The sequence below is a fragment of the Methanosaeta sp. UBA458 genome (assembly GCF_002496085.1).
Lineage (GTDB): Archaea > Halobacteriota > Methanosarcinia > Methanotrichales > Methanotrichaceae > Methanothrix > Methanothrix soehngenii.
Genome location: NZ_DAIK01000082.1, coordinates 1 through 18,835, shown reverse-complemented (window position 1 = coordinate 18,835; position 18,835 = coordinate 1). Strand labels below are relative to the sequence as shown.

General features: G+C 52.8%; 19 protein-coding genes. 16 read left to right on the top strand and 3 right to left on the bottom strand.

All coding sequences use genetic code 11. The features are described 5' to 3' along the window. From BP822_RS05780 to cofE, 8 genes are all read left to right on the top strand, one after another. The coding region (locus BP822_RS05780; protein ID WP_286877932.1) for a metal ABC transporter substrate-binding protein at window positions 1–835 on the top strand (835 nt) is incomplete at its 5' end. Further along, on the top strand, window positions 832–1,593 hold the full coding sequence (locus BP822_RS05775) for a metal ABC transporter ATP-binding protein (RefSeq protein WP_273278693.1): 762 nt from the start codon (window positions 832–834) through the stop codon (window positions 1,591–1,593). The genes BP822_RS05780 and BP822_RS05775, both read left to right, overlap by 4 nt. Continuing rightward, on the top strand, window positions 1,586–2,392 hold the full coding sequence (locus BP822_RS05770; RefSeq protein ID WP_013720685.1) for a metal ABC transporter permease: 807 nt from the start codon (window positions 1,586–1,588) through the stop codon (window positions 2,390–2,392). The genes BP822_RS05775 and BP822_RS05770 overlap by 8 nt, the downstream gene beginning before the upstream one ends. A gap of 112 nt (window positions 2,393–2,504) precedes the next feature. Then, window positions 2,505–3,485, top strand: coding sequence for a COG1361 S-layer family protein (locus tag BP822_RS05765; protein ID WP_273278692.1), 981 nt, complete (start codon window positions 2,505–2,507; stop codon window positions 3,483–3,485). A gap of 35 nt (window positions 3,486–3,520) precedes the next feature. Then, window positions 3,521–4,537, top strand: a complete 1,017-nt coding sequence (locus BP822_RS05760; protein WP_276619221.1) for an ABC transporter ATP-binding protein — start codon at window positions 3,521–3,523, stop codon at window positions 4,535–4,537. After that, complete coding sequence (locus BP822_RS05755) at window positions 4,521–5,306, top strand: ABC transporter permease (protein ID WP_013720682.1); 786 nt, start codon at window positions 4,521–4,523, stop codon at window positions 5,304–5,306. Before BP822_RS05760 ends, BP822_RS05755 begins: the two co-directional genes overlap by 17 nt. Before the next feature lie 32 nt (window positions 5,307–5,338). Then, window positions 5,339–6,595, top strand: coding sequence for a dihydropteroate synthase (folP, locus tag BP822_RS05750; protein WP_232844302.1), 1,257 nt, complete (start codon window positions 5,339–5,341; stop codon window positions 6,593–6,595). 4 nt (window positions 6,596–6,599) lie between these two features. Further along, window positions 6,600–7,754 carry a coenzyme F420-0:L-glutamate ligase gene (cofE, locus tag BP822_RS05745; protein WP_286877930.1) on the top strand — a complete coding sequence of 385 codons (1,155 nt, stop codon included), beginning with the start codon at window positions 6,600–6,602 and terminating at the stop codon, window positions 7,752–7,754. 61 nt (window positions 7,755–7,815) lie between these two features. Here cofE and BP822_RS05740 read toward each other — a convergent pair whose 3' ends face one another. After that, a complete protein-coding gene (locus BP822_RS05740; protein ID WP_013720679.1) occupies window positions 7,816–9,186 on the bottom strand; it encodes a (Fe-S)-binding protein in 1,371 nt (456 codons plus the stop codon). A 1-nt stretch (window position 9,187) separates the two neighbouring features. Beyond that, window positions 9,188–9,940, bottom strand: a complete 753-nt coding sequence (locus BP822_RS05735; RefSeq protein ID WP_013720678.1) for a heterodisulfide reductase — start codon at window positions 9,938–9,940, stop codon at window positions 9,188–9,190. A 258-nt stretch (window positions 9,941–10,198) separates the two neighbouring features. Between BP822_RS05735 and BP822_RS05730 the strand changes: the two genes are divergently transcribed. From BP822_RS05730 to BP822_RS05700, 7 genes are all read left to right on the top strand, one after another. After that, window positions 10,199–10,699 carry a hypothetical protein gene (locus BP822_RS05730; protein WP_286859169.1) on the top strand — a complete coding sequence of 167 codons (501 nt, stop codon included), beginning with the start codon at window positions 10,199–10,201 and terminating at the stop codon, window positions 10,697–10,699. Window positions 10,700–10,885: 186 nt separating this feature from the next. Then, entirely contained in the window at window positions 10,886–12,466 is a 1,581-nt protein-coding gene (locus tag BP822_RS05725; RefSeq protein ID WP_394339427.1) for an ABC transporter substrate-binding protein, read from the top strand. Window positions 12,467–12,692: 226 nt separating this feature from the next. After that, complete coding sequence (tsaA, locus tag BP822_RS05720; protein WP_273278689.1) at window positions 12,693–13,151, top strand: tRNA (N6-threonylcarbamoyladenosine(37)-N6)-methyltransferase TrmO; 459 nt, start codon at window positions 12,693–12,695, stop codon at window positions 13,149–13,151. A gap of 67 nt (window positions 13,152–13,218) precedes the next feature. Next, the gene (locus tag BP822_RS05715) at window positions 13,219–14,202 is read left to right on the top strand and encodes an ABC transporter permease (protein WP_273271348.1); all 984 of its coding nucleotides are present in this window, start codon (window positions 13,219–13,221) and stop codon (window positions 14,200–14,202) included. After that, the gene (locus tag BP822_RS05710; protein ID WP_013720673.1) at window positions 14,192–15,154 is read left to right on the top strand and encodes an ABC transporter permease; all 963 of its coding nucleotides are present in this window, start codon (window positions 14,192–14,194) and stop codon (window positions 15,152–15,154) included. The genes BP822_RS05715 and BP822_RS05710 overlap by 11 nt, the downstream gene beginning before the upstream one ends. Next, on the top strand, window positions 15,148–17,043 hold the full coding sequence (locus tag BP822_RS05705) for an ABC transporter ATP-binding protein (protein ID WP_286877929.1): 1,896 nt from the start codon (window positions 15,148–15,150) through the stop codon (window positions 17,041–17,043). Before BP822_RS05710 ends, BP822_RS05705 begins: the two co-directional genes overlap by 7 nt. A gap of 28 nt (window positions 17,044–17,071) precedes the next feature. Then, window positions 17,072–17,521, top strand: a complete 450-nt coding sequence (locus BP822_RS05700; RefSeq protein WP_286877928.1) for an FmdE family protein — start codon at window positions 17,072–17,074, stop codon at window positions 17,519–17,521. Window positions 17,522–17,686: 165 nt separating this feature from the next. On the opposite strand, the gene BP822_RS05695 is transcribed toward BP822_RS05700, so the two are convergent. Continuing rightward, window positions 17,687–17,899 carry a hypothetical protein gene (locus BP822_RS05695; protein WP_286877927.1) on the bottom strand — a complete coding sequence of 71 codons (213 nt, stop codon included), beginning with the start codon at window positions 17,897–17,899 and terminating at the stop codon, window positions 17,687–17,689. Window positions 17,900–18,120: 221 nt separating this feature from the next. Between BP822_RS05695 and BP822_RS05690 the strand changes: the two genes are divergently transcribed. Then, complete coding sequence (locus BP822_RS05690; RefSeq protein WP_286877926.1) at window positions 18,121–18,711, top strand: hypothetical protein; 591 nt, start codon at window positions 18,121–18,123, stop codon at window positions 18,709–18,711. Window positions 18,712–18,835: the final 124 nt, after the last annotated feature.

The following is an 18,835-nucleotide window of genomic DNA, read 5'->3' as shown; positions in this document are numbered from 1 at the left end:
TTCCCAGGCTGAATCCCTACCCATTAATGGCACAGGAAATGGCTTGAAGAAGTACGCGAATAATGGCTCTGATGTCATCTCCGTCGCCACGACCATCTCTCCCCTGGCAGGGCTTATCTCTTTGATCGGTGGTGACAACGTCGAAATAGCGACGATAATCCCGCCTGGAGCCGAGCCCCATACCTACGAGCCCACCCCCTCTCAGATGAAGGAGATCGCCAATGCGGACATCTATATCATGAACGGTGCGGGCCTTGAGTTCTGGATGGAAAAGGCGCTCTTGGTCAATGAAGATATGTTGGTTGTGGACTCCTCTGAGGGAGTGGAGCTGTTAAGCGAAGAGGGCGGAAACGCCGATCCGCACATCTGGTTATCTCTGCAGAATGCTGCCATTCAGGTGGACAATATATGCAATGGTCTGATCCAGGTCGATTCTGCAAACAGAGACTATTATCTCCGTAATAGAGATGCCCTGTTGGAGGAGATGAAAGCGCTGGACAGAGAATTTAGCCAGACCTTTGCCGCAAAAGAGAATAAGACCTTCATCGTTTTCCACCCTGCCTGGAGCTACCTCGCCCGGGACTATGGCCTGGTCCAGGTGCCGATCATGGAGGAGGAGAAAGAGCCCGGTCCCCAGTACCTGGCAAGCCTGATCGATATGGCTAAAAAGAACGATATAACCACCATATTCGTTGATCCACAGTTCAATCCCAAATCTGCAGAGGTAATAGCGAGAGAGATGAACGCGACGATTGTGGTCCTTGACCCTCTGGCAGATGACTATCTACAGAATATGCGTCGCACAGGCGAGGAGATCTCCAAGAGCCTGAAATGACCGCCGAGATCGTCTCCATTGATAACCTCTGGATCTTCAGGGAAGAGCATGCTATCCTGGAGGACATAAACCTGAAGCTGGAACGGGCGGACTTCCTGGGTTTGATCGGCCCGAACGGGGGAGGAAAGTCCACCCTTCTCAAGGTGATGCTGGGTCTTATAAAGCCGGATAAAGGGAGGATCAGAATATTCGGCCTGGAACCTGAGGCGGCGAGGGGAAGGGTGGGCTACCTACCCCAGAAGACCATCTTCGATCAGAACTTCCCGATCAAGATCCTGGAGGTGGTCCAGATGGGAAGGTTTGGCAGGACTGGCCTCTTCCGCCGTTACGGTCCTGCCGACCGCAATGCTGCCTATTGCGCCCTGGAAGCGGTGGGGATGGAGGATCGGGCTGACCGGGAGATCGGTGCCCTTTCCGGTGGAGAGCAGCAGAGGGTCTTTGTTGCCCGCTCTTTGGTCTCAGATCCAGAGCTTCTCCTCTTAGACGAGCCCACAGCGGGCGTTGATTCCTCCCAGCAAACGGAGTTTTATGAGCTTCTCTGCCACCTCAACCAGGACATGGGAATAGCCATTGTGCTTGTCTCACACGATATCACTGCCATATCCAAATACGTGGGCAAAATCGCCTGCCTAAACCAGAGGCTTTATTACCATGGCTCAAAGGAGCTAACGAACGAAGATATAGAGAAGGCCTACGGCTGTCCGGTGGAGATGATTGCCCATGGAACGCCCCACCGGGTCTTGAGGAAGCATGATTGAGTTGCAGTTGGACCTCTTCCAGTACGATTTTATGCGGGTGGCCCTGGCCGCGGGCCTGGCGAGCGCCGTCCTCTGCGGCATAATCGGGATCTATGTCATTTTGAATAAGATAGTCTTCATAAGCGACGGCATAGCTCATGCCGCCTTTGGAGGCATCGGTCTGGGCTATTTCCTGGGCTTCGATCCCCTGATATTCGGAGTGGGCTCGGCCGTATTGACCGCAGTCGGCATAGGAATGGTGAGTGGGAGGGCACGGGTATCCGAGGACACCGCCATCGGGGTTTTCATGGCCACGGGAATGGCCCTGGGAGTCATGCTCCTCACCCTCTCTAAGGGCTATGCCAGAGACCTTTATGGCTACCTTTTCGGCAATATTTTGGCTGTGACCATCAACGACGTGCTGCTGATATCCGGACTCACCCTGGCCATAATGCTCCTGATCTATATCCTCTACAAGGAATTCCTGATAATGAGCTTCGATCCGGTCTACGGGGAGGCCATCGGCCTGCCGGTGAAAAGCCTCAGGCTCCTGCTTTTGGCAATGGTGGCCTTCAGCGTGGTGGTGTTGATCAAGATCGTGGGGATCATAATGGTAATAGCGCTTCTCACCATCCCCGGAGCCATAAGCAGGCAGCATCTAAGGGGATTGCCCTCCATCATGGCCGGATCCGCAGTTCTGGGATCGATATTCGTGACTGTTGGCCTCATAGTATCTTACATGCTGGATGTGCCGTCAGGCGCCACGATAATTCTCACCGCGGCGATATTCTTCTTCCTGAGCACGCTGTATTCCAGATGAGGATTCCCGGAATTATTGCAGAAAAGCGATATTGGATCTAAAAGCTGTCTGGTTTGGGAGCATGCTGCCTTCAGATAGACTTAATTAAGGATGCAAACTCAACCGAAATCATATGGAGCTGCTGAAGATCATCTGCATTCTGCTGATCCTGGTCGGCCTGGGCCAGGCAGAAGATATCATCTTTTTTGCCGATGATCACTACAAGTCCATCAGCCATCTGCAACTCAATGCCTCAGCTACCAATCCCGCACTCTCGCCAGGTGACGGTGTCCTGAGAATAAGCATTGCCAACCAGGGCAGAATCGAGGAGCTGATACCTATAAGCAGCAGCGATTCCCCCGACGATATCCTGCAAGAGCAAAGAGAGGAGATGAACAGCTCCGTGGCCATGGATGTCAGAGCCGCTTTGCAGTCGGCCGGCCCCATTCAGGTGACCTCCGGCGTGCAGCATATTGCCATTCTCCCAGCGGGAGAGGCAAAAGAGCTGCAATTCAACATCAGCATCGATCAGAGGGCCAGTGGTTGGTATGACCTTCCCTTGAGGGTGGATTATGTGCGCCAGGTGGACGTGAGCGTGAGCGATGGCGAGGCCTTTCCCCTCCGCCAGCCATCAAACCAGAGCCTGAATCTGAGGGTCTATGCATTCGGAGATAAGGATGACCTGCGCATTGCAGGAGTGCAGTCTCACCTTTATCCAGGAGAAGAAGGATCTTTAATAATCGCGGTGGAGAACATCGGAGAGGATATCCTCCCGAACTGTTCGGCCAGCCTTATAGCTGCTCCTCCCTTTCGGGTGAAAAGCAGAGACCTTCCTCTAGGAGACCTGTCGCCGGGTGAGATGGCCTCCGCCAGCTTCCTGGTCGGGGTGGATGGAGATGCCAGTCAGGAGGAGTATCAACTCGGCATGGGCCTGCGCTCGGAAAAGATGGATCTGGTCCTCCCCTTTGAGCTGAGCTTAAAGGGATCGGGCCGCCTCATTTCCCATGGGGCCATTCTCTTCATTGCCCTATTGGCCCTTCTTGTTCTGCTCGCCATCATCCTGCGCAGACAAAAGCTTCTTTATGGCCGGAAGAGAAGGATCAAGCGGCTATAGGCAAAAAGAGAGAAATGCAGAGGAAGATCGGGAAGATGAGCGAAAAATCGGTCCAGGCTAAGGGGATATGCAAGAGCTACAAGAGCCTCTTTGGCTCCGCCAAGACGGTCCTGGAAGGAATATCTCTGGATATAGATCGAGGAGAGATCTTCGGCCTGCTCGGCCCCAACGGCTCGGGGAAGACCACTCTCATCTCCATATTCTCCACTTTGATCTACCCGGAGAAGGGGAGCCTGTCCATTCTGGGATTGAATGCCAGACGGGACAGGGGAGAGATCCGCAAGATAATCAATATCAGCACTGCCAAACCCAACTTCCCCTGGAGCCTGACGGTAAGAGAGAATCTCGTCCACTATGGCATGCTCTACGGCCTTTATGGCCTCGGCCTCAATCGGACGGTCGAGGACCAGATCGATGCCTTTGAGCTGGGGGAGTACAGGGACGTGAAGTTCGAGAACCTCTCCACCGGCTTAAAGCAGCGCCTGTCCCTGGCCAAAGCCATGCTAAACCACCCCAGTCTCCTTTTTTTGGACGAGCCGACCACCGGCCTGGACCCGGACATGTCCGCCAAAACCCACGATCTGATCAGGAGAATTCATGATGAGGAGGGGATCTCAGTTATAATGTCCACCCACTATATGCCCGAGGCGGAGCTGCTCTGCGATAGAATTGCCTTTCTGAGAAAGGGCAGAGTGGCAGCCCTGGATACCCCTCAGAACTTGAAAAACCACCTCGAACTGGGAAAGAGGGTGAAGATAACCTACCGGGGGCTGGCGAACCTTGATGCCCTGAGAGCTCTGGAGGGGGTCATAGCAGTCAGGGGCAAACCCGGAATAGTCGATGGGCGAGTGGATATACAGGCGAATGGGCAGGCGGACATAGAGGTGACAAAGCCAGCTGAGGGACCGGTCGATAGACAGTTGGAAATCCTGATGGACAGTAACGAGGATAGCCTGGACAGGATTCTGAAAAGCTTTCAAGATGCTAAAATTCTGGATATCAATATAGAAGAGCCCGATCTGGAGGACGTATTCCTTGAATTGGCAAGGTGAGCTGAACAAGTATCTGGCCTCCGCCTACAAGAACTGGGTGATCTCCAAGAGGAACGTCTTCACCCTCTTCGAGCTGTTCTTCTGGCCCCTGGTCAACCTGCTCTCCATCGGCCTTCTCACTCGATTTTTGATGGTGGATGAGTCCATGGTCTCCTTTCTCCTGGTGGGTTCCATTGCTCTTACCATTCTCCAGGTGGCCCAGATGGATGTGGCCTATGTCCTCCTCTTTGATATGTGGTCCAAGAGCATAAAGAACACATTCATCGCCCCGATACATAGCCGCCATCTGATCTTTGGATCCCTGTTCTTCGGCATCATGAGGGGATCGGTGGTCTTTGCCATCCTGGCATCGATCAGCTTCTATCTGTTTGATTTCAGGTTTCAGGCGGGCGGCCTGATCCCCCCGTTGATATTTCTGGCGGGTGTCTTTTCCATGGCCGCGATCATAGGAATCACTGTCTGCATCTCTATCCTCACCTTCGGCCAAAAGGCTGATGTTGCCGCCTGGAGTCTGAGCGGTCTGATACTCCTTTTCAGCGGGATCTACTATCCGGTGGATGTCCTCCCATTCTTTCTGCAGGTCTTGGCCAGGGCCATCCCTCTGACCTATTTCCTGGAGTATTACAGGTCAATATTTATCCCCGGACCCCATCATCTGGCTGTAGGTTTATCTCTGGCCGCGCTATATCTGCTGCTGGGGCTCATCCTCTTCGACCGGGCGATCCGCCGGGCGAGGAGAACGGGAATCCTGCTCTGGCTCTCGGAATAGGGAATAGGATCATTGAGCTAGTGGTGTTGAAAGTGATTGAAGGCTTGTTGGGTTGGGTGAAGGTTGGAGATATTCAGCCCGTGCGGCTGATGGGGGTCATCAACCTCAGCCGGGAGTCGTTCTATAAGGGCTCAGTGGCCAGCTCGAATGAGGCTCTAGCAACTGCCAGGCGACTGCAGGATGAGGGAGCTGATATCATTGACCTGGGTGCGGTCTCTACCGCCCCGGGATCTCCCCCCATAAGCGAAGAGGTGGAGAAGGACAGGCTCTTTGCCGCCTTAAAGGAGATCACGGATAACCTGGATATCGTGGTCTCCGTAGATACCCAAAGGGCGAAGATTGCAGAAAAGGCCCTGTCCTGTGGAGCTACTTGCATCAACGATGTCTCTGGCCTGCACGATCCTGATATGGCCTCAAAGGTAGCAGAATATGACGGCTCTCTGATCATCATGGCATCAGATCAAAGGCCTGGAGACCTGCCTTTGTTGAATCAGATCATTCCCCTCCTGGGAGACAAAGTGAGGCAGGCAGTGAGAGCAGGAGTTGCTCTGAATAAGATCTCCATAGATCCAGGGATCGGCAAGTGGATTCCCGTGAGGACGGCAGCCCAGGACCTGGCCATCCTGGATGGCTTTGACCGGTTGCGCGCCATCGGGCGGCCGGTAGTGGCTGCTTTATCCCGTAAGACATTCATCGGGGAGAGCCTGAATATTCCCGATCCTGGAGGGAGGCTTGCCGGAAGCCTGGCAGCAACGACAGTAGCCGTCTATCTGGGGGCACATATCGTCCGAACGCACGACATCTCCGCCAGCCTGGATGCGATCGCCATGGCTGGTGCCATCCGCGGACGGCCGATTGTGACCAGCGATTGCAGTATGGATTGCGATGTGGATGAACATGCAGTTGGCGATATGCAGGTCGAGGTTTTGGGCTATCTCGGCCAGGGAATGGATCTGGCAGAGCATCTGAAGCGGATACAGGTGGACGAGGGGGCATACCAGCTCCTCTCCCGGAAGGGATCTTTTCGGATCCTGGCGGTGCGGGGCCTGAGCAGCATGGAGGCCCTGATAATAAAGCAGGAGATGCTCGCCCGGGGAGGAGATGCCGCCATTCCAAAGATGGCCCTGCGCTGCGATAAGCGGCCGCAAGAGATTTTAATCCTCGGCACTCATGCTCAAATATCAAGCCTGGTCAGGAACCTGAAAGGGCAGCCTTTCCGGCTCGGCCATTTGGCCGCTATCATTGAGGAGGCCCTGGAGCTGATCGACAGACCAGAGCGTTACAGGTGATTTATTGCAGGTTTTGGGAATTAAATCGGACTTGTTGATGCCGGGAGACGACCTTGTGGAGTTCCTGGTGCGAGCAATGAATAGGTCTGGTCAGGCCTTCCAGGATGGAGATATACTGGTCGTCTCCGAGAGCATCGTCGCCACCTCTGAGGGACGGGTGGTCGATCTGGATGAGATCCAGCCAGGCGATCTGGCCATATCTCTGGCTGGCCAGTACAAAAAAGACCCTCGAGAGATGGAGCTGATCCTCAGGGAGTCGGACGAGATCGTGGGAGGCATCCCGGGAGTGGTCCTGACATTGAACAATGGATTTCTCTTTCCCAATGCCGGTATCGACAACTCCAATGCCCCACCGGGTCATGTGGTCCTATTTCCCGCCGATCCCAAAGGCTCTGCCATAGCCATCCGGGAGAGAATGGCAAACGGAAAGAAGATCGGGGTGATAATCGGGGACAGTAGAACTCATCCTCTCAGGCTGGGCTGCGTTGGGGTAGCGCTGGCTTGCTCCGGTCTGGAGGCGGTGGTGGATGCCCGGGGGCAGAAGGATCTCTTCGGCAGAGAGCTCAAGATCACCCGCAAGGCCGTAGCCGACAATCTGGTATCCGCTGCTCAGATCGTGATGGGAGAGGGAGACGAGGGTATTCCAGCAGCGATAATAAGAAACTCCGGCGTTCCCATCAAGGAGGCTAGCGGCGAGATTCCCACCATTCCGCCAGCGGAATGCATGTATATCGGCGCTCTGGGGATCGGCCCCAGGCCATATGCCGGAGGATACGACCAATTGATCGAATGCGCCGGTCAGGCCATAGCCAGAGCATATGCTCCTTACTCCCGCTTCAGGGTCGGCGCTGCCCTTCTCACTAAAAAGGGAAACGTCTATTCCGCAGGGAACATAGAGAACGCCTCCACCGGCGCGGGGATATGCGCAGAGAGAGTAGCTATTTCTCAAGCTATAGCCTCAGGAGAGAGGGAGTTCGAGGCGATAGCGATAGTAGGAGACGGCTGCCAGCCTATATCCCCCTGCGGCATATGCAGGCAGAGCCTGATAGAGTTCGGAGAGGATATCATGGTGATAATGGCCAACTGCAAAGGAGATGCTCTGACCGCCTCCTCCCGTGACCTTCTTCCCCGGGCCTTCACAGGAAAGTGGCTGGAATAGAAATTTTTTTTCAAAAAATGTGAAAAAAAAGATGTCCGGAACTCCGGGCATCCTGATCTTTTCAGTGAGCCTCGCCCACCAGATCCTTGCCTGGCGCCTTGCGTTCCACGGTATCGATCTTGCACTCGACCGGGCCGCAGACCAGGACATCCTGCTCCTGGTATTTGGTGTAGGGATTCTCGGGGATGGTCATGTCCAGTCCCATGGATGCTGCCATCAGCTCCACCACGTCCAGGACCTTTATGGAGGACTTGGCATCGTTCCTGCCATCCATGATGTTCCTTCTGCAGAAGGGACAGGTGGATGAAATGACATCTGCCTTTACTTCCTCCCCATCCATCACTCTGGCCTTGGCCATATCCAGGGCCAGGTCGGGAATGCCTGCCTTGACGCCTCCGCCTGCGCCGCAGCATCTCTGCAGTTCCCTGTTACGTAGCATATCTTTGAACTTCAATCCGGGTATGGATTCAAGGCATTCCCTGGATGCTTCAAAGGCCCAATCCTTTCCGATCTCGTGCATCAGATGGCGGCCGTTATGGCAGGGGTCATGGTAGGTCACGGTGTAGTTCAGAGGAATTTTGTACTCCACCTCACCCTTTCTCAGCTTCTCCCTCAGGAAGACCGAGAGGGGCACGTTCTTGTAAGGGATGTAGCCCTCATACCACCTGGGCCAGTCAACGGTGGAATTCCTGATGCAGCCAGCGCAGGCGAATAGCACAGTCTTCGCTCCCGCGTCCTTGAGGGCATCGACATTATGCACCGCATGCTCAGCCATTACCTCTCTCTGGCCAGTTCTGACCATGGCAGAGGCGCAGCACCATTCGTCCTTGCCCAGCATCGCGAAGTCCGCATTCAGCTTATTCAGGATCCTGACTGTGGCCACACCCAGGGCTTGCTGTCTGTATGCCGCAGTGCAGCCTGCGAAATATACGATCTCGCCGGATTCATCGACCTTTGCATCCTTGGGAACCCAGCACAAGCGGTCTTCTTGCTTGCCTTGATACGGATTTCGGTCTGCTTTGACCAGCTTGGGGAAGAAGGCTTGCTTGCCATAGGGCCCGTCCCCGCGAGCTACGAGGTTGGGGCGCATGGCCTCCCAGAGATCGACGGTCTTTATTCCCGCCTCGCAGACCGTTCCGCATACACCGCAGGTGGTGCAGTAGTACACATCCTCGGTGAAGAGCTTCATCTCGTCCTCTTCCAGGGGCTTGCCGCCGAAGATCTTAGCCCGCAGGCTGTGGTTTTTGGCCATCAGCTCTCTCCAGCGGGCGTTCTTGTACATGGGAGTGATTCCGGGACGATCCGGTCTGACGGCGAATGTCGGGCACCACTTCATACACTCCTGGCATCTGTTGCAGCCATCTACCTCCAGGAGCTGGGTGGAAATCATATAGCCCGTCATCAAGGGCTTTGATTCTTTATTATCAGCCATTTTACTCTCCTCCTCGATTGGCTATCAGGGTCATCGGCGTGGCAATCACGTGGATGTACTTGCTCCAGGGCAGAATTAAGGCGAACAGACCAAGGGCGAGCAAGGTATGAATCAGAGCGAAGTGGGGCGCGTAGATGGGATACTCAAACATGTTCCCTACCAGGAAAGAGTTGCCGCGCATCCATTCAGCGTAAAATCCAGTTACGGTGATCAAGAAGACTGCTCCGATCAAGAGGGCATCGTATGCGCTGGTGTTGTCTCGCACGAACTTGATCAGGATCCTTCTGGATATGGCAATGGTGGAGCCGAATAGCAGAAGATATCCAAATACATCGAAGGGCAGCGCCATCATGCCTTTGACCATCTCAGCCTCATGAGCAAATCCGGCTAAATTGAAGTGCTCCACGATATCGAGCATGAGTCCAAGGCCGGAGAGTGCCGCCAGTGCCAGGAATCCATAAAACATGGACATATGCATTACCCATCGTACCGGGCTCCTGGCAAGAGTCCTCCTGAGAAGAAGAACATCAAGCACCACTGTCCTCAAAAATACCCAAATGCCGTCCTTAAATGCCTCATGAATCCAGGTGGCAAGGAATAACCAGAAGCTTCTGCGCAACGGGTCGTGGTAGCCGGTGGATCCGAGGCCCCATTTCTTAAAGTTAAAATATATACCATATATCCAAACAGCAAGTACAATAACTGTCAGGAGTATCACAAGTTCAAAGGTGAGGCCCAACGTGTAGAATGCCATCTCATATCCTCCTCGTTATATTTATCACTATATCGGTGCGTTACGACCATCATTTGTGACCAATTTACCTGTGAACTAATACTTAAATAATTCCCTAGCTGTAGGCCGAAATTCGTCTCAAATTAGAGCGAATGCTTATTTTGAGCAAGAACGAGCCTTCCTCATGAGCACAGAAAACGCATCTATTCATTCCCTTCCTGCCATCTTCAAAAACCAGCATAATAAGCCAGATCAAATGCAAAATAGCCTGCCCATATAATGCGAATTGGCATGGATGCTCGCGCATTAATGACTGATCCTAAAACGGAATTTCGGCTGCTCTGCGGACCATTTTGGCGGATCTGGGCAGATATTGCACCAGATCCATTGGCTTTGCAGGATTCACACCTATTAAAAAAGAGGTTTTTGACCTTTTTTCACGGAATTTGCGGCTTTTTCTTCCTGGGCAGTTGTGGACCCGGTTTTGGACCTGGAGGAAGATCCCAGGATCCTATTCTAACCGCTGTGCTGATTTCCATTCTATCCTCAGACGATACATCAAAACCTAGTCTATGCAAGGTTTTCCTCCCTAATTTGGAGATTCACTTTCTGCTATTCATATCTTTTCGGTATTTAACGAAATATTCCAAGACAATGATCGAATATAAAGCTTTCTCCCTGTTTTCCTCCATGTCATCTGCAGCCAGCTTCTCTCAGGCATCCAGATTCTCTAATAAGACCGACAATATCCAGGGAGAAATCCTGCACCTTTCAGCATAGATTGAGGAAAACATGGAGGAGATAAGGTCCACAATCCATAAAGCTGGGAATAGGATTATACCTTTTTAAATTTTAAGCATACAAATTATCCATAAATGTATCTCATATTAGAAAAGCTCTTAAAATATGCGAGTATACTATTTTATCATAGGAGAATACTGAATGAAATTCACAAGAATTATGAATATGGCAATCGGGCCTCTTTGCAGCAGGGAGCATTCCGGCCTTGTATTGGCTGCTATGGCCCTGACGCTGCTAATGCTTGTCACCGCTCAGGGGTCGGATGATGAGACGGTCGAGACCCTCACCATAGCCGACTCCACTGGAGACTGGGGCTACCCATCGCCCTACGGCCATTACTCCCGCGGTCCGGGCTACATCCGCATGAGCCTGATATTCGATACTCTCATCTGGAAAGACGAGAACGGATTTGTCCCCGCTCTGGCAGAGAGCTGGGAGTACCTGGCAGATGAGAAGGCCTATGTATTTCATCTTCGCGATAAAGTGACCTGGAACGACAAAGAGCCATTCAGCGCCCAGGATGTGGCCTTTACAGTCGATTATATCCAAGATCATCCCTATCAGTGGGTCGATTCGAGCACCATAGAGTCAGCAGAGGTCTTAGACGACCGGACGGTCAAGATCACTCTGACCGAGGAGTATGCCCCCTTCCTGGATCAGGTGGCAGGGACTCTGCCCATCCTTCCCGAGCATATCTATGATGGGGTAAGCGATCCGGCCAGCTTCATGGATTCGGAAGCCCTGACTGGAACCGGTCCATTCATGCTGAAGAGCTATGATAAGGCTCAGGGCAGCTATCTCTATGAGGCAAATGAGGACTACTACCAGGGTGCTCCCAGAACCAAGCAGATAAAGTTCATCAAAGTGAGCCAGGAGATGGCATCAGCAAGCCTGGAAAAGGGAGATGTCGATGCGGCTGCAGTTCCCGGAGAGACGGTAGACAGCCTCAAGGATGATGGCTTTGCCGTAATAAAAGGCAATCATGACTGGGTGGCCAAGATCATGGTCAACCACAATAAAGAGCCATTCTCCGATATCAAATTCAGGCAGGCCCTTTACTATGCAATAGACCGGGATGACCTGGTGAAGACAGGCCTGAGAGGCTATGGCCTGGAGGGAAGCGCGGGACTTTATGCCTCCGACAACGATTGGCATAACCCGAGCCAAGAAGAGTATGCTCATGATCCCGCCAGGACAGGAAAGCTGCTGGAGGAGCTGGGTTACGCAATGGACGGAGAAGGAAAGTATTATTCTATCGATGGCTATCCTGATGGAATAGAGCTCCTGGCTACAGCGGATACCGAGCGCCAGGCTGAGCTGATCAAAAAGCATCTCGATGATGCCGGCATCAAGATCAATCTGCGTAGCGTTGACTCCAAAACCCTGGACAGCCTGGTCGGAGGGTGGAAGTACGATCTCGCTCTCAGCGGCCATGGTGGCCTTGGTGGCGATCCGGCGATCTTGAATAAGGTGGTCTCGGATATGGTTAGCTTCAACAGCGCCCGCTACGACAAGAATTCGGATCTCAATGAAGTTCTGAAAGGTCAGCTGGCTGTGATGGATCCCGCCAAGAGAAAGGATCTGGTCGATTCTGCCCAGGAACTGATAGCCGAGGATCTTCCCGCCCTGCCCCTGTACTACACCGATAGCTATTGGGCATCGAATGATCTGGTCTCCTTCTACTTCACCTATGGAGGTGTTGGAAGCGGTGTTCCCATCGCTCTGAATAAGATGGCATTCGTCTAGCTGCCAGATCAGCTCAGTTCGGAGATGATATCTCGAATACCCGTGATCTCCCATCCATATTGGAATGCTGCGGCTGATCGGCCGGAGCAGACTCTTTTTTGCCAATGGGCTGTAGCTCGCCTATCAATCGCAATAGTCTTAAATGATAGCCCAATTCTTGTTGTAGATAACAATCAATCCAAATAAAACATGGATATTAGCACGAAAATCGTTGATGATGATTTGAATGGCTGAAGAAATAAGTCCCATGGTGCTCTTTCCGATGGGAGAGATCCACACCCCGTATAAGAGACGAGAGGATATCCCCCGTCAGGGCAGGCTCTCAGAGGAGATATGCCAGATCGAGGTCTTTGCTGAATATGAATTGGGTTTGAAGGATATTGAGCAATGCACCCACCTGTTCATCCTTTTCTGGCTGCATCTGGGGGACAGAAAGAGGCTGCTTGCCACCCCGCCCACCAGCAAGGGAGAGCATGGGGTATTTGCCACCCGTTCTCCCAACAGGCCAAACCCGATTGCTATTGATATCGTCCAGCTGCTGAAGGTCGAGGGAAACCGGCTCACGGTAAAGGGAATGGATGCCCTTGATGGCTCAGTCCTTCTGGACATCAAGCCTTATTCCGCAGAGATGGATTCGTTCCCTGATGTCAGGATAGGCTGGCAGAACGATAAGGGCAAGAGTTGAATGGAATGGCACTAGCCGGTCGATGTTCGATGGCGAAATGATGGCGGATTTCCAGTGAGGCACGAAGATGTCAAATGAGGGAAGAAAGAGGGGAGGGGCTCTAAGCTACATTATAGCTCTGCTGGCCATATTCGCCCTCAACTTCATCCTGCCCCGTATGATGCCCGGCAACCCTTTGCAGGCCATATATGGAGACGAAGCCCTGGTAGCCATGACTCCTCAGATGGAGGCCCACCTAACCGAGCTCTTCGCCCTGGACAAATCCTGGTCGGAGCAGATGGTCGCCTATGTCCTCGCTCTCCTGCAGGGCAACCTCGGCTTCTCTTACTACTATAAGGATGAGGTCTCCTCAGTCATCATGGGTGCTCTTCCCTGGACTCTGCTCCTCGTAGGCCTGTCCTTGCTGATAGCCACCGTGGTGGGCGTGATGCTGGGAATCGAGTCCGGATACCGCCGGGGTGAGAGAATAGACAGGGGACTGTTAGCCGGGCTCATGCTCCTGGGCGGCCTTCCCGACTTCTTTTTAGGAATTGTCCTCCTGCTCATATTCGGGGTTAGCCTGAACCTTTTTCCCCTGTCCGGCGCTCTCACCCCCTACTCCGGCCTGGAAGGCTTCCCTTTGGTCGCAGATATCGCAAGGCATCTCGCCCTGCCCCTGGCCGCTCTGGTTTTAGTGGATCTGGGCGGCATCTATCTTCTCACCAGAAACACCGTTGTCACCATATTAAAGGAGGGGTTCATGCTCACCGCCCGGGCCAAGGGCTGCTCTGAATTCTGCCTGCGCTATTCACATGCAGGAAGAAACGCCCTCTTGCCCGTGACCACCGCTACCGGCCTGCGCATTCCTCAGCTGATCACAGGCGCGCTGTTCATCGAGATAATCTTCTCTTATCCCGGCCTCGGACTGATGCTCCGAACCGCTTTGGATGCGAGAGACTATCCCCTGATCCAGGGAATACTCCTCTTGGTGACGGTCACCGTTCTTTTCGCCAATCTGTTTGTCGACCAAATCTACAAGAGGCTTGACCCGAGGACCAGATATGCACATTGACCTCGGCCATGAAATCAGGCACGATAGGATGGCGCTCCTGGGCATCCTGGTGCTGGCAGCGATCTTGCTTATGGCCATATTCGCGCCCCTTCTCTCCCCCTATTCACCCACCGAGTACACCGGCAGGATATTCAGTTCCCCCTCGAATGATCATCTTCTGGGCACAGACTCCATGGGCCAGGACATCTGGACCAGATTGCTCTTCGGGGCGAGAACCTCCCTCTTGGTGGCAGCATCTGTGGCCCTGCTCGCCTCTTCCCTTAGCGTCTTGATCGGAGCCTCCTCCGCGCTGGTGGGCGGGCTCTATGAGCGCTTCTGGATGAGAATAGTGGATGTGATGATCTCCCTTCCCACAATCATTGTGATGATTCTGATTGCGGCCTACTTCAGGCCAAACCTGCCACTATTGATCTTGCTGATATCTGCCTTCTCCTGGCCAGGAGGAGCGAGAATCGTGCGCTCCCAGGTCCTCACCCTGAAGGAGCGGATGCATATCTATGCCGCAAGGACCTTTGGAGCGGACCAGAGGCATATACTCAAGAACCATATAGTGCCCGATATCTCTCCCATCATCGCCTCCATGATGATCCAGGATGCCAGGAGGGCGGTATTCATGGAGGCGGGGCTGGCATTTCTTGGAGTCTCAGATCCGCTGATCATCAGCTGGGGGAAGATGATGCACCAGGCATTGGCCTTCACCTATCTTGATGTATGGAAGTGGTGGCTGCTTCCCACTGGCATCTTTCTGTCGCTCACCCTGGTGAGCCTGAGCTTTTTGGGAGTGAGCCTGGAGGCAGCCATGGACCCCAGGCTGTGCAGACATGAGCACGAGCACGGACACGAGCATGTGCATGAAAACTGGAATGATGATGTGAACGAGCGCGAATATGGGAATGAAAGAGAAGAGAATGAGAATGGGGAGGTTGGCTCTTTGGAGGCTGGCGGATGCTGAGCATCAGAGGCCTTAGGGTCACGATGGCGAGGACGGAGATCCTCAGGGGAATAGATCTGGATATCGATAAGGGCGATTGCCTGGCCATTATCGGCGAGTCCGGAGCGGGAAAGAGCACCCTGGGCCTCTCCATTATGGGCCTCCTCTCAAAGGGAGCAGCCAGAGGAGAGGTGCTGCTGAATGGCAGGGATCTGTTCCGGATCACAGAGGATGAGCTTCGCCAGCTGCGGGGAGGAGAGATGGCCATGGTATTTCAGAATATCGAAGATGCTCTTGATCCAGTGCAGCGGGTGGGGGATCAGATCATAGAGGCCATATCCATTCATCAAAAAGGACTGCAGTGCTTGCTGGAGTTAGGAAGCCTTGGGAGATTAAAGGGGCTGAGAGGATTGAAGGGAGGGGAGGAATCGAGGGGAGAGAGAAGTTTCCAGTCCGGGATGATCCGTCTCCTCCGGGCGGTAGGCCTGAGCGAAGAGAAGGCTGTTGCCTACCCCCACCAGCTGAGCGGGGGAGAGAAGCAGAGGATCTCCATCGCCATGGCCCTGGCCAATGATCCCGATCTTCTGATACTGGATGAGCCCACTGCGTCCCTGGATGCCATGACCAAGATGGATATCATCCGCCTACTCCAATCAGCTCTGCACTGCAGGATGTCCCTTCTGATCACCCATGACATTTCGCTGGCGCAGAGGCTGGCTAATCGGCTGGCGGTCCTCTATGCCGGCAGGATAGTAGAGACCGGAGATACACAAGAGATCATGAAAAATCCCGCTCATCCCTACACCCGCGGCCTTATCCGCTCCTATCCGGCCATGAACCGGGCCAAAGATCTGCAGGGCATTCCGGGAATGATGAGCCATGGCCTCGAAGGCTGTCCATTTCACGATCGCTGCACTCAGAGGATAGAGATCTGCAAGACCGAAATCCCGCTCCTCCAGGAGGTGAAAGGAAGGTTCGTCGCCTGCCACCGGGGTGGGATTGTGCCCCTGCTTGAGGTCCGGGACCTGGGCGTCTCATTTGACTCCTATTCCGCTCTATCCGGAGTAGATTTGACTCTTTATGAGGGAGAGACATTGGCGGTGGTGGGGGAGAGCGGCTCAGGAAAGACCACTCTCTCCAAGGCCATCATGGGCCTGTGCCAGCAAAGCTCTGGCGAGGTCTTCCTGGAAGGGAATAAGCTTGGCAAAAGGGATGTCTCTTTTTACAGCCGGGTGCAGATGATCTTTCAGAATCCCAAGGAGTCTGTGAGCCACCGCATGACGGTATTGGATGCAGTTCTCGAGCCCCTGAATGTGATGCGCAGAGGAAGCCCTGAAGAGAGGGTGGCCAGGGCACGAGAGGTCATAAGACAGGCGGAGCTGCCGATAAGCGATCGATTTTTGGCGAAGTATCCCCATCAGCTGAGCGGGGGAGAGGTGCAGAGGGTGGCGATAGCCAGGGCCCTGGCCCTCAGGCCAAAGCTCTTGATTGCCGATGAGCCCACCTCGGCGCTCGATCCCAGCGTGCAGGCGAAGATCCTGAAGCTCCTCTTGAATCTGCAGGAGAGGATGGGCCTTGGCATTCTGCTTGTTACCCATGACATAGCAGTAGCCAGGAAGGCGAGCGACCGGATAGCAGTACTGCTGAAAGGCAGGATTGTGGAGGAAGGGGCTACGGATGATATTCTCTCCAATGCTGTCGATCCCTACACCAGAGGGCTGATAGAGAGCGCCTGTGGGGAATTTGACATGAGAGAGAAGAGAGGCTCGCTGAAAGATGGGACGATGGATGGTCGGGTGGGCAGGGAGATAGATGGTCAGACGGGTGGAGTGATGGAGGACCGAGCTGCTGGCAAGATTGGGGATGAGAATCAAGATACCGATAAAGAGGAATTATGGACGACGACCTAAATGCGGCAGTTGAATTTCACGGGCATCTATGTCCGGGGTTGCCATAGGCTACAGAGTGGCAAAGTATGTTAAAGAGCATCATCCCAGATCCGAGGATGAGGAGCTGGTGTGCATTGCTGAGAATAAATCCTGCAGCGTGGATGTTGTGCAGCAGATCTTAGGGTGCACCGCAGGCAAGGGAAATCTGATCATCAAGGATCATGGGAAGCAAGCCTTCACCTTCTTCTCCAGAAATGATGGCCGGGCGACTAGAATCTACTTAAAAGGGGATCTATCGAAGGGCATGGACGAGATCAGAGCCCGGTACTTCAAGGGGGAGCTAACTGCAGAGGAGAGACGGGAGTTGGAGATTATGAGAGTTCGGGAGATGGAGAGGATCATTAAAGCTCCAGATGATGAGCTGCTCAGCGTGAGCACGGTCCAAATCCCTCAGCCAAGGAAGGCGCAGATTCATCCCACTCTTCGGTGCCAGGTGTGAGGCGAGGAATTCATGGAGATCTGCGGCCGGACCGCAAGTGGATTGGTAGCATGCCTGGATTGCTTTGAGAAGCTGACGGACAAGCATAACTGATGAGAGCATAACCGGAAAAAGCATCGCTGGATAGGGCAGCTGGGGCAGCCAAATGGAAGCTGGAGGCTTGCCTCATATTTCCCATCCTGTCCTCCTTGCCAGGGAGGGGAATGTCCTTGCTGTCTTGATATCTCCCAGCTCAGGAATCTTTTGTTTTGGCTCTTCGCTATTAAGTATGGGTGAACTTGAATCGCAAATTCTCTGTGTCTTTGCCGTTGTGGTGAACCGCGATGCTCTGACCCAACCACAGAGGCGCAGAGGAACAGAGGCTATAATCTCTGCCATATCTCACCCACGAAGAGCCTTTGTTTTGATTCTCGCAACACGGAAAAGCTTTCGCTGGTCAAGTTGCCCGCAATTCACAGTAAGGCTGTTCCAAATGTGTCAAAGGATTTCGAATCAAAAAACAGCAACCTGAAAATTATTGAGCATTCAAAACAGTTAATGCGAAATGCAGGATTAATTATGAAAAAGTTTATATTGAATAGATGCATCCCGTTTTTGATATGATACAAGATCCCACCAGATTTTCATTAGAGAGAGCAAAACATGATCTCTCTGAAATGAAGACGGCATTTCAAGACGACGAAGAATTTTCTTATGCTCTTAGCTCATTTGTCGAAGCTGCAAGAAGTGTTACATTTCACATGCAAAAGCAATATGAGATAAAAGAAGGTTTTGGAAAGAAGGTTGGTGATAAGTGGGACGGGTGGTATGGTATTAAACAAGCTGAAATGGGTCAACTGCTTGATCTTAAGTTTTCTAAAGAGGTTAGAAATTACAGCGTACACCAGGAGCCTATACCTACCGGAGCAACACGTAGTCTCGACCTTAGTGCGGATATTATTCTTGAAAAAGAAGGATCAAAACCTGAGACAAAAGAAAGCGAAATTACAGAAGTGTTGCCTACATTGGAACCGCCTGAGCCTAAAACCTTAATTCGTTGGTTCATTTATGTTAGTCGCTATTTAGTTAAAGGCGATAAAGTTCATGTGCCAGAATTTGATAAAAAAGACGTTATACAAACATGTGAAAGCATTATAGAATATCTAGATAATTTGGTAAATGAGTGTGAAAATAAGTTTAAGCTAGGGTAGCATGCCATAATTGCTGTAAAATCTCAGTGGCCCCGTGTCCTGATTCTACTCACCCCTCTATAGATAAATACCTATTACCTGTTATCCAATCCTCATTGATATCCATCATGATGCAAACCGCCAC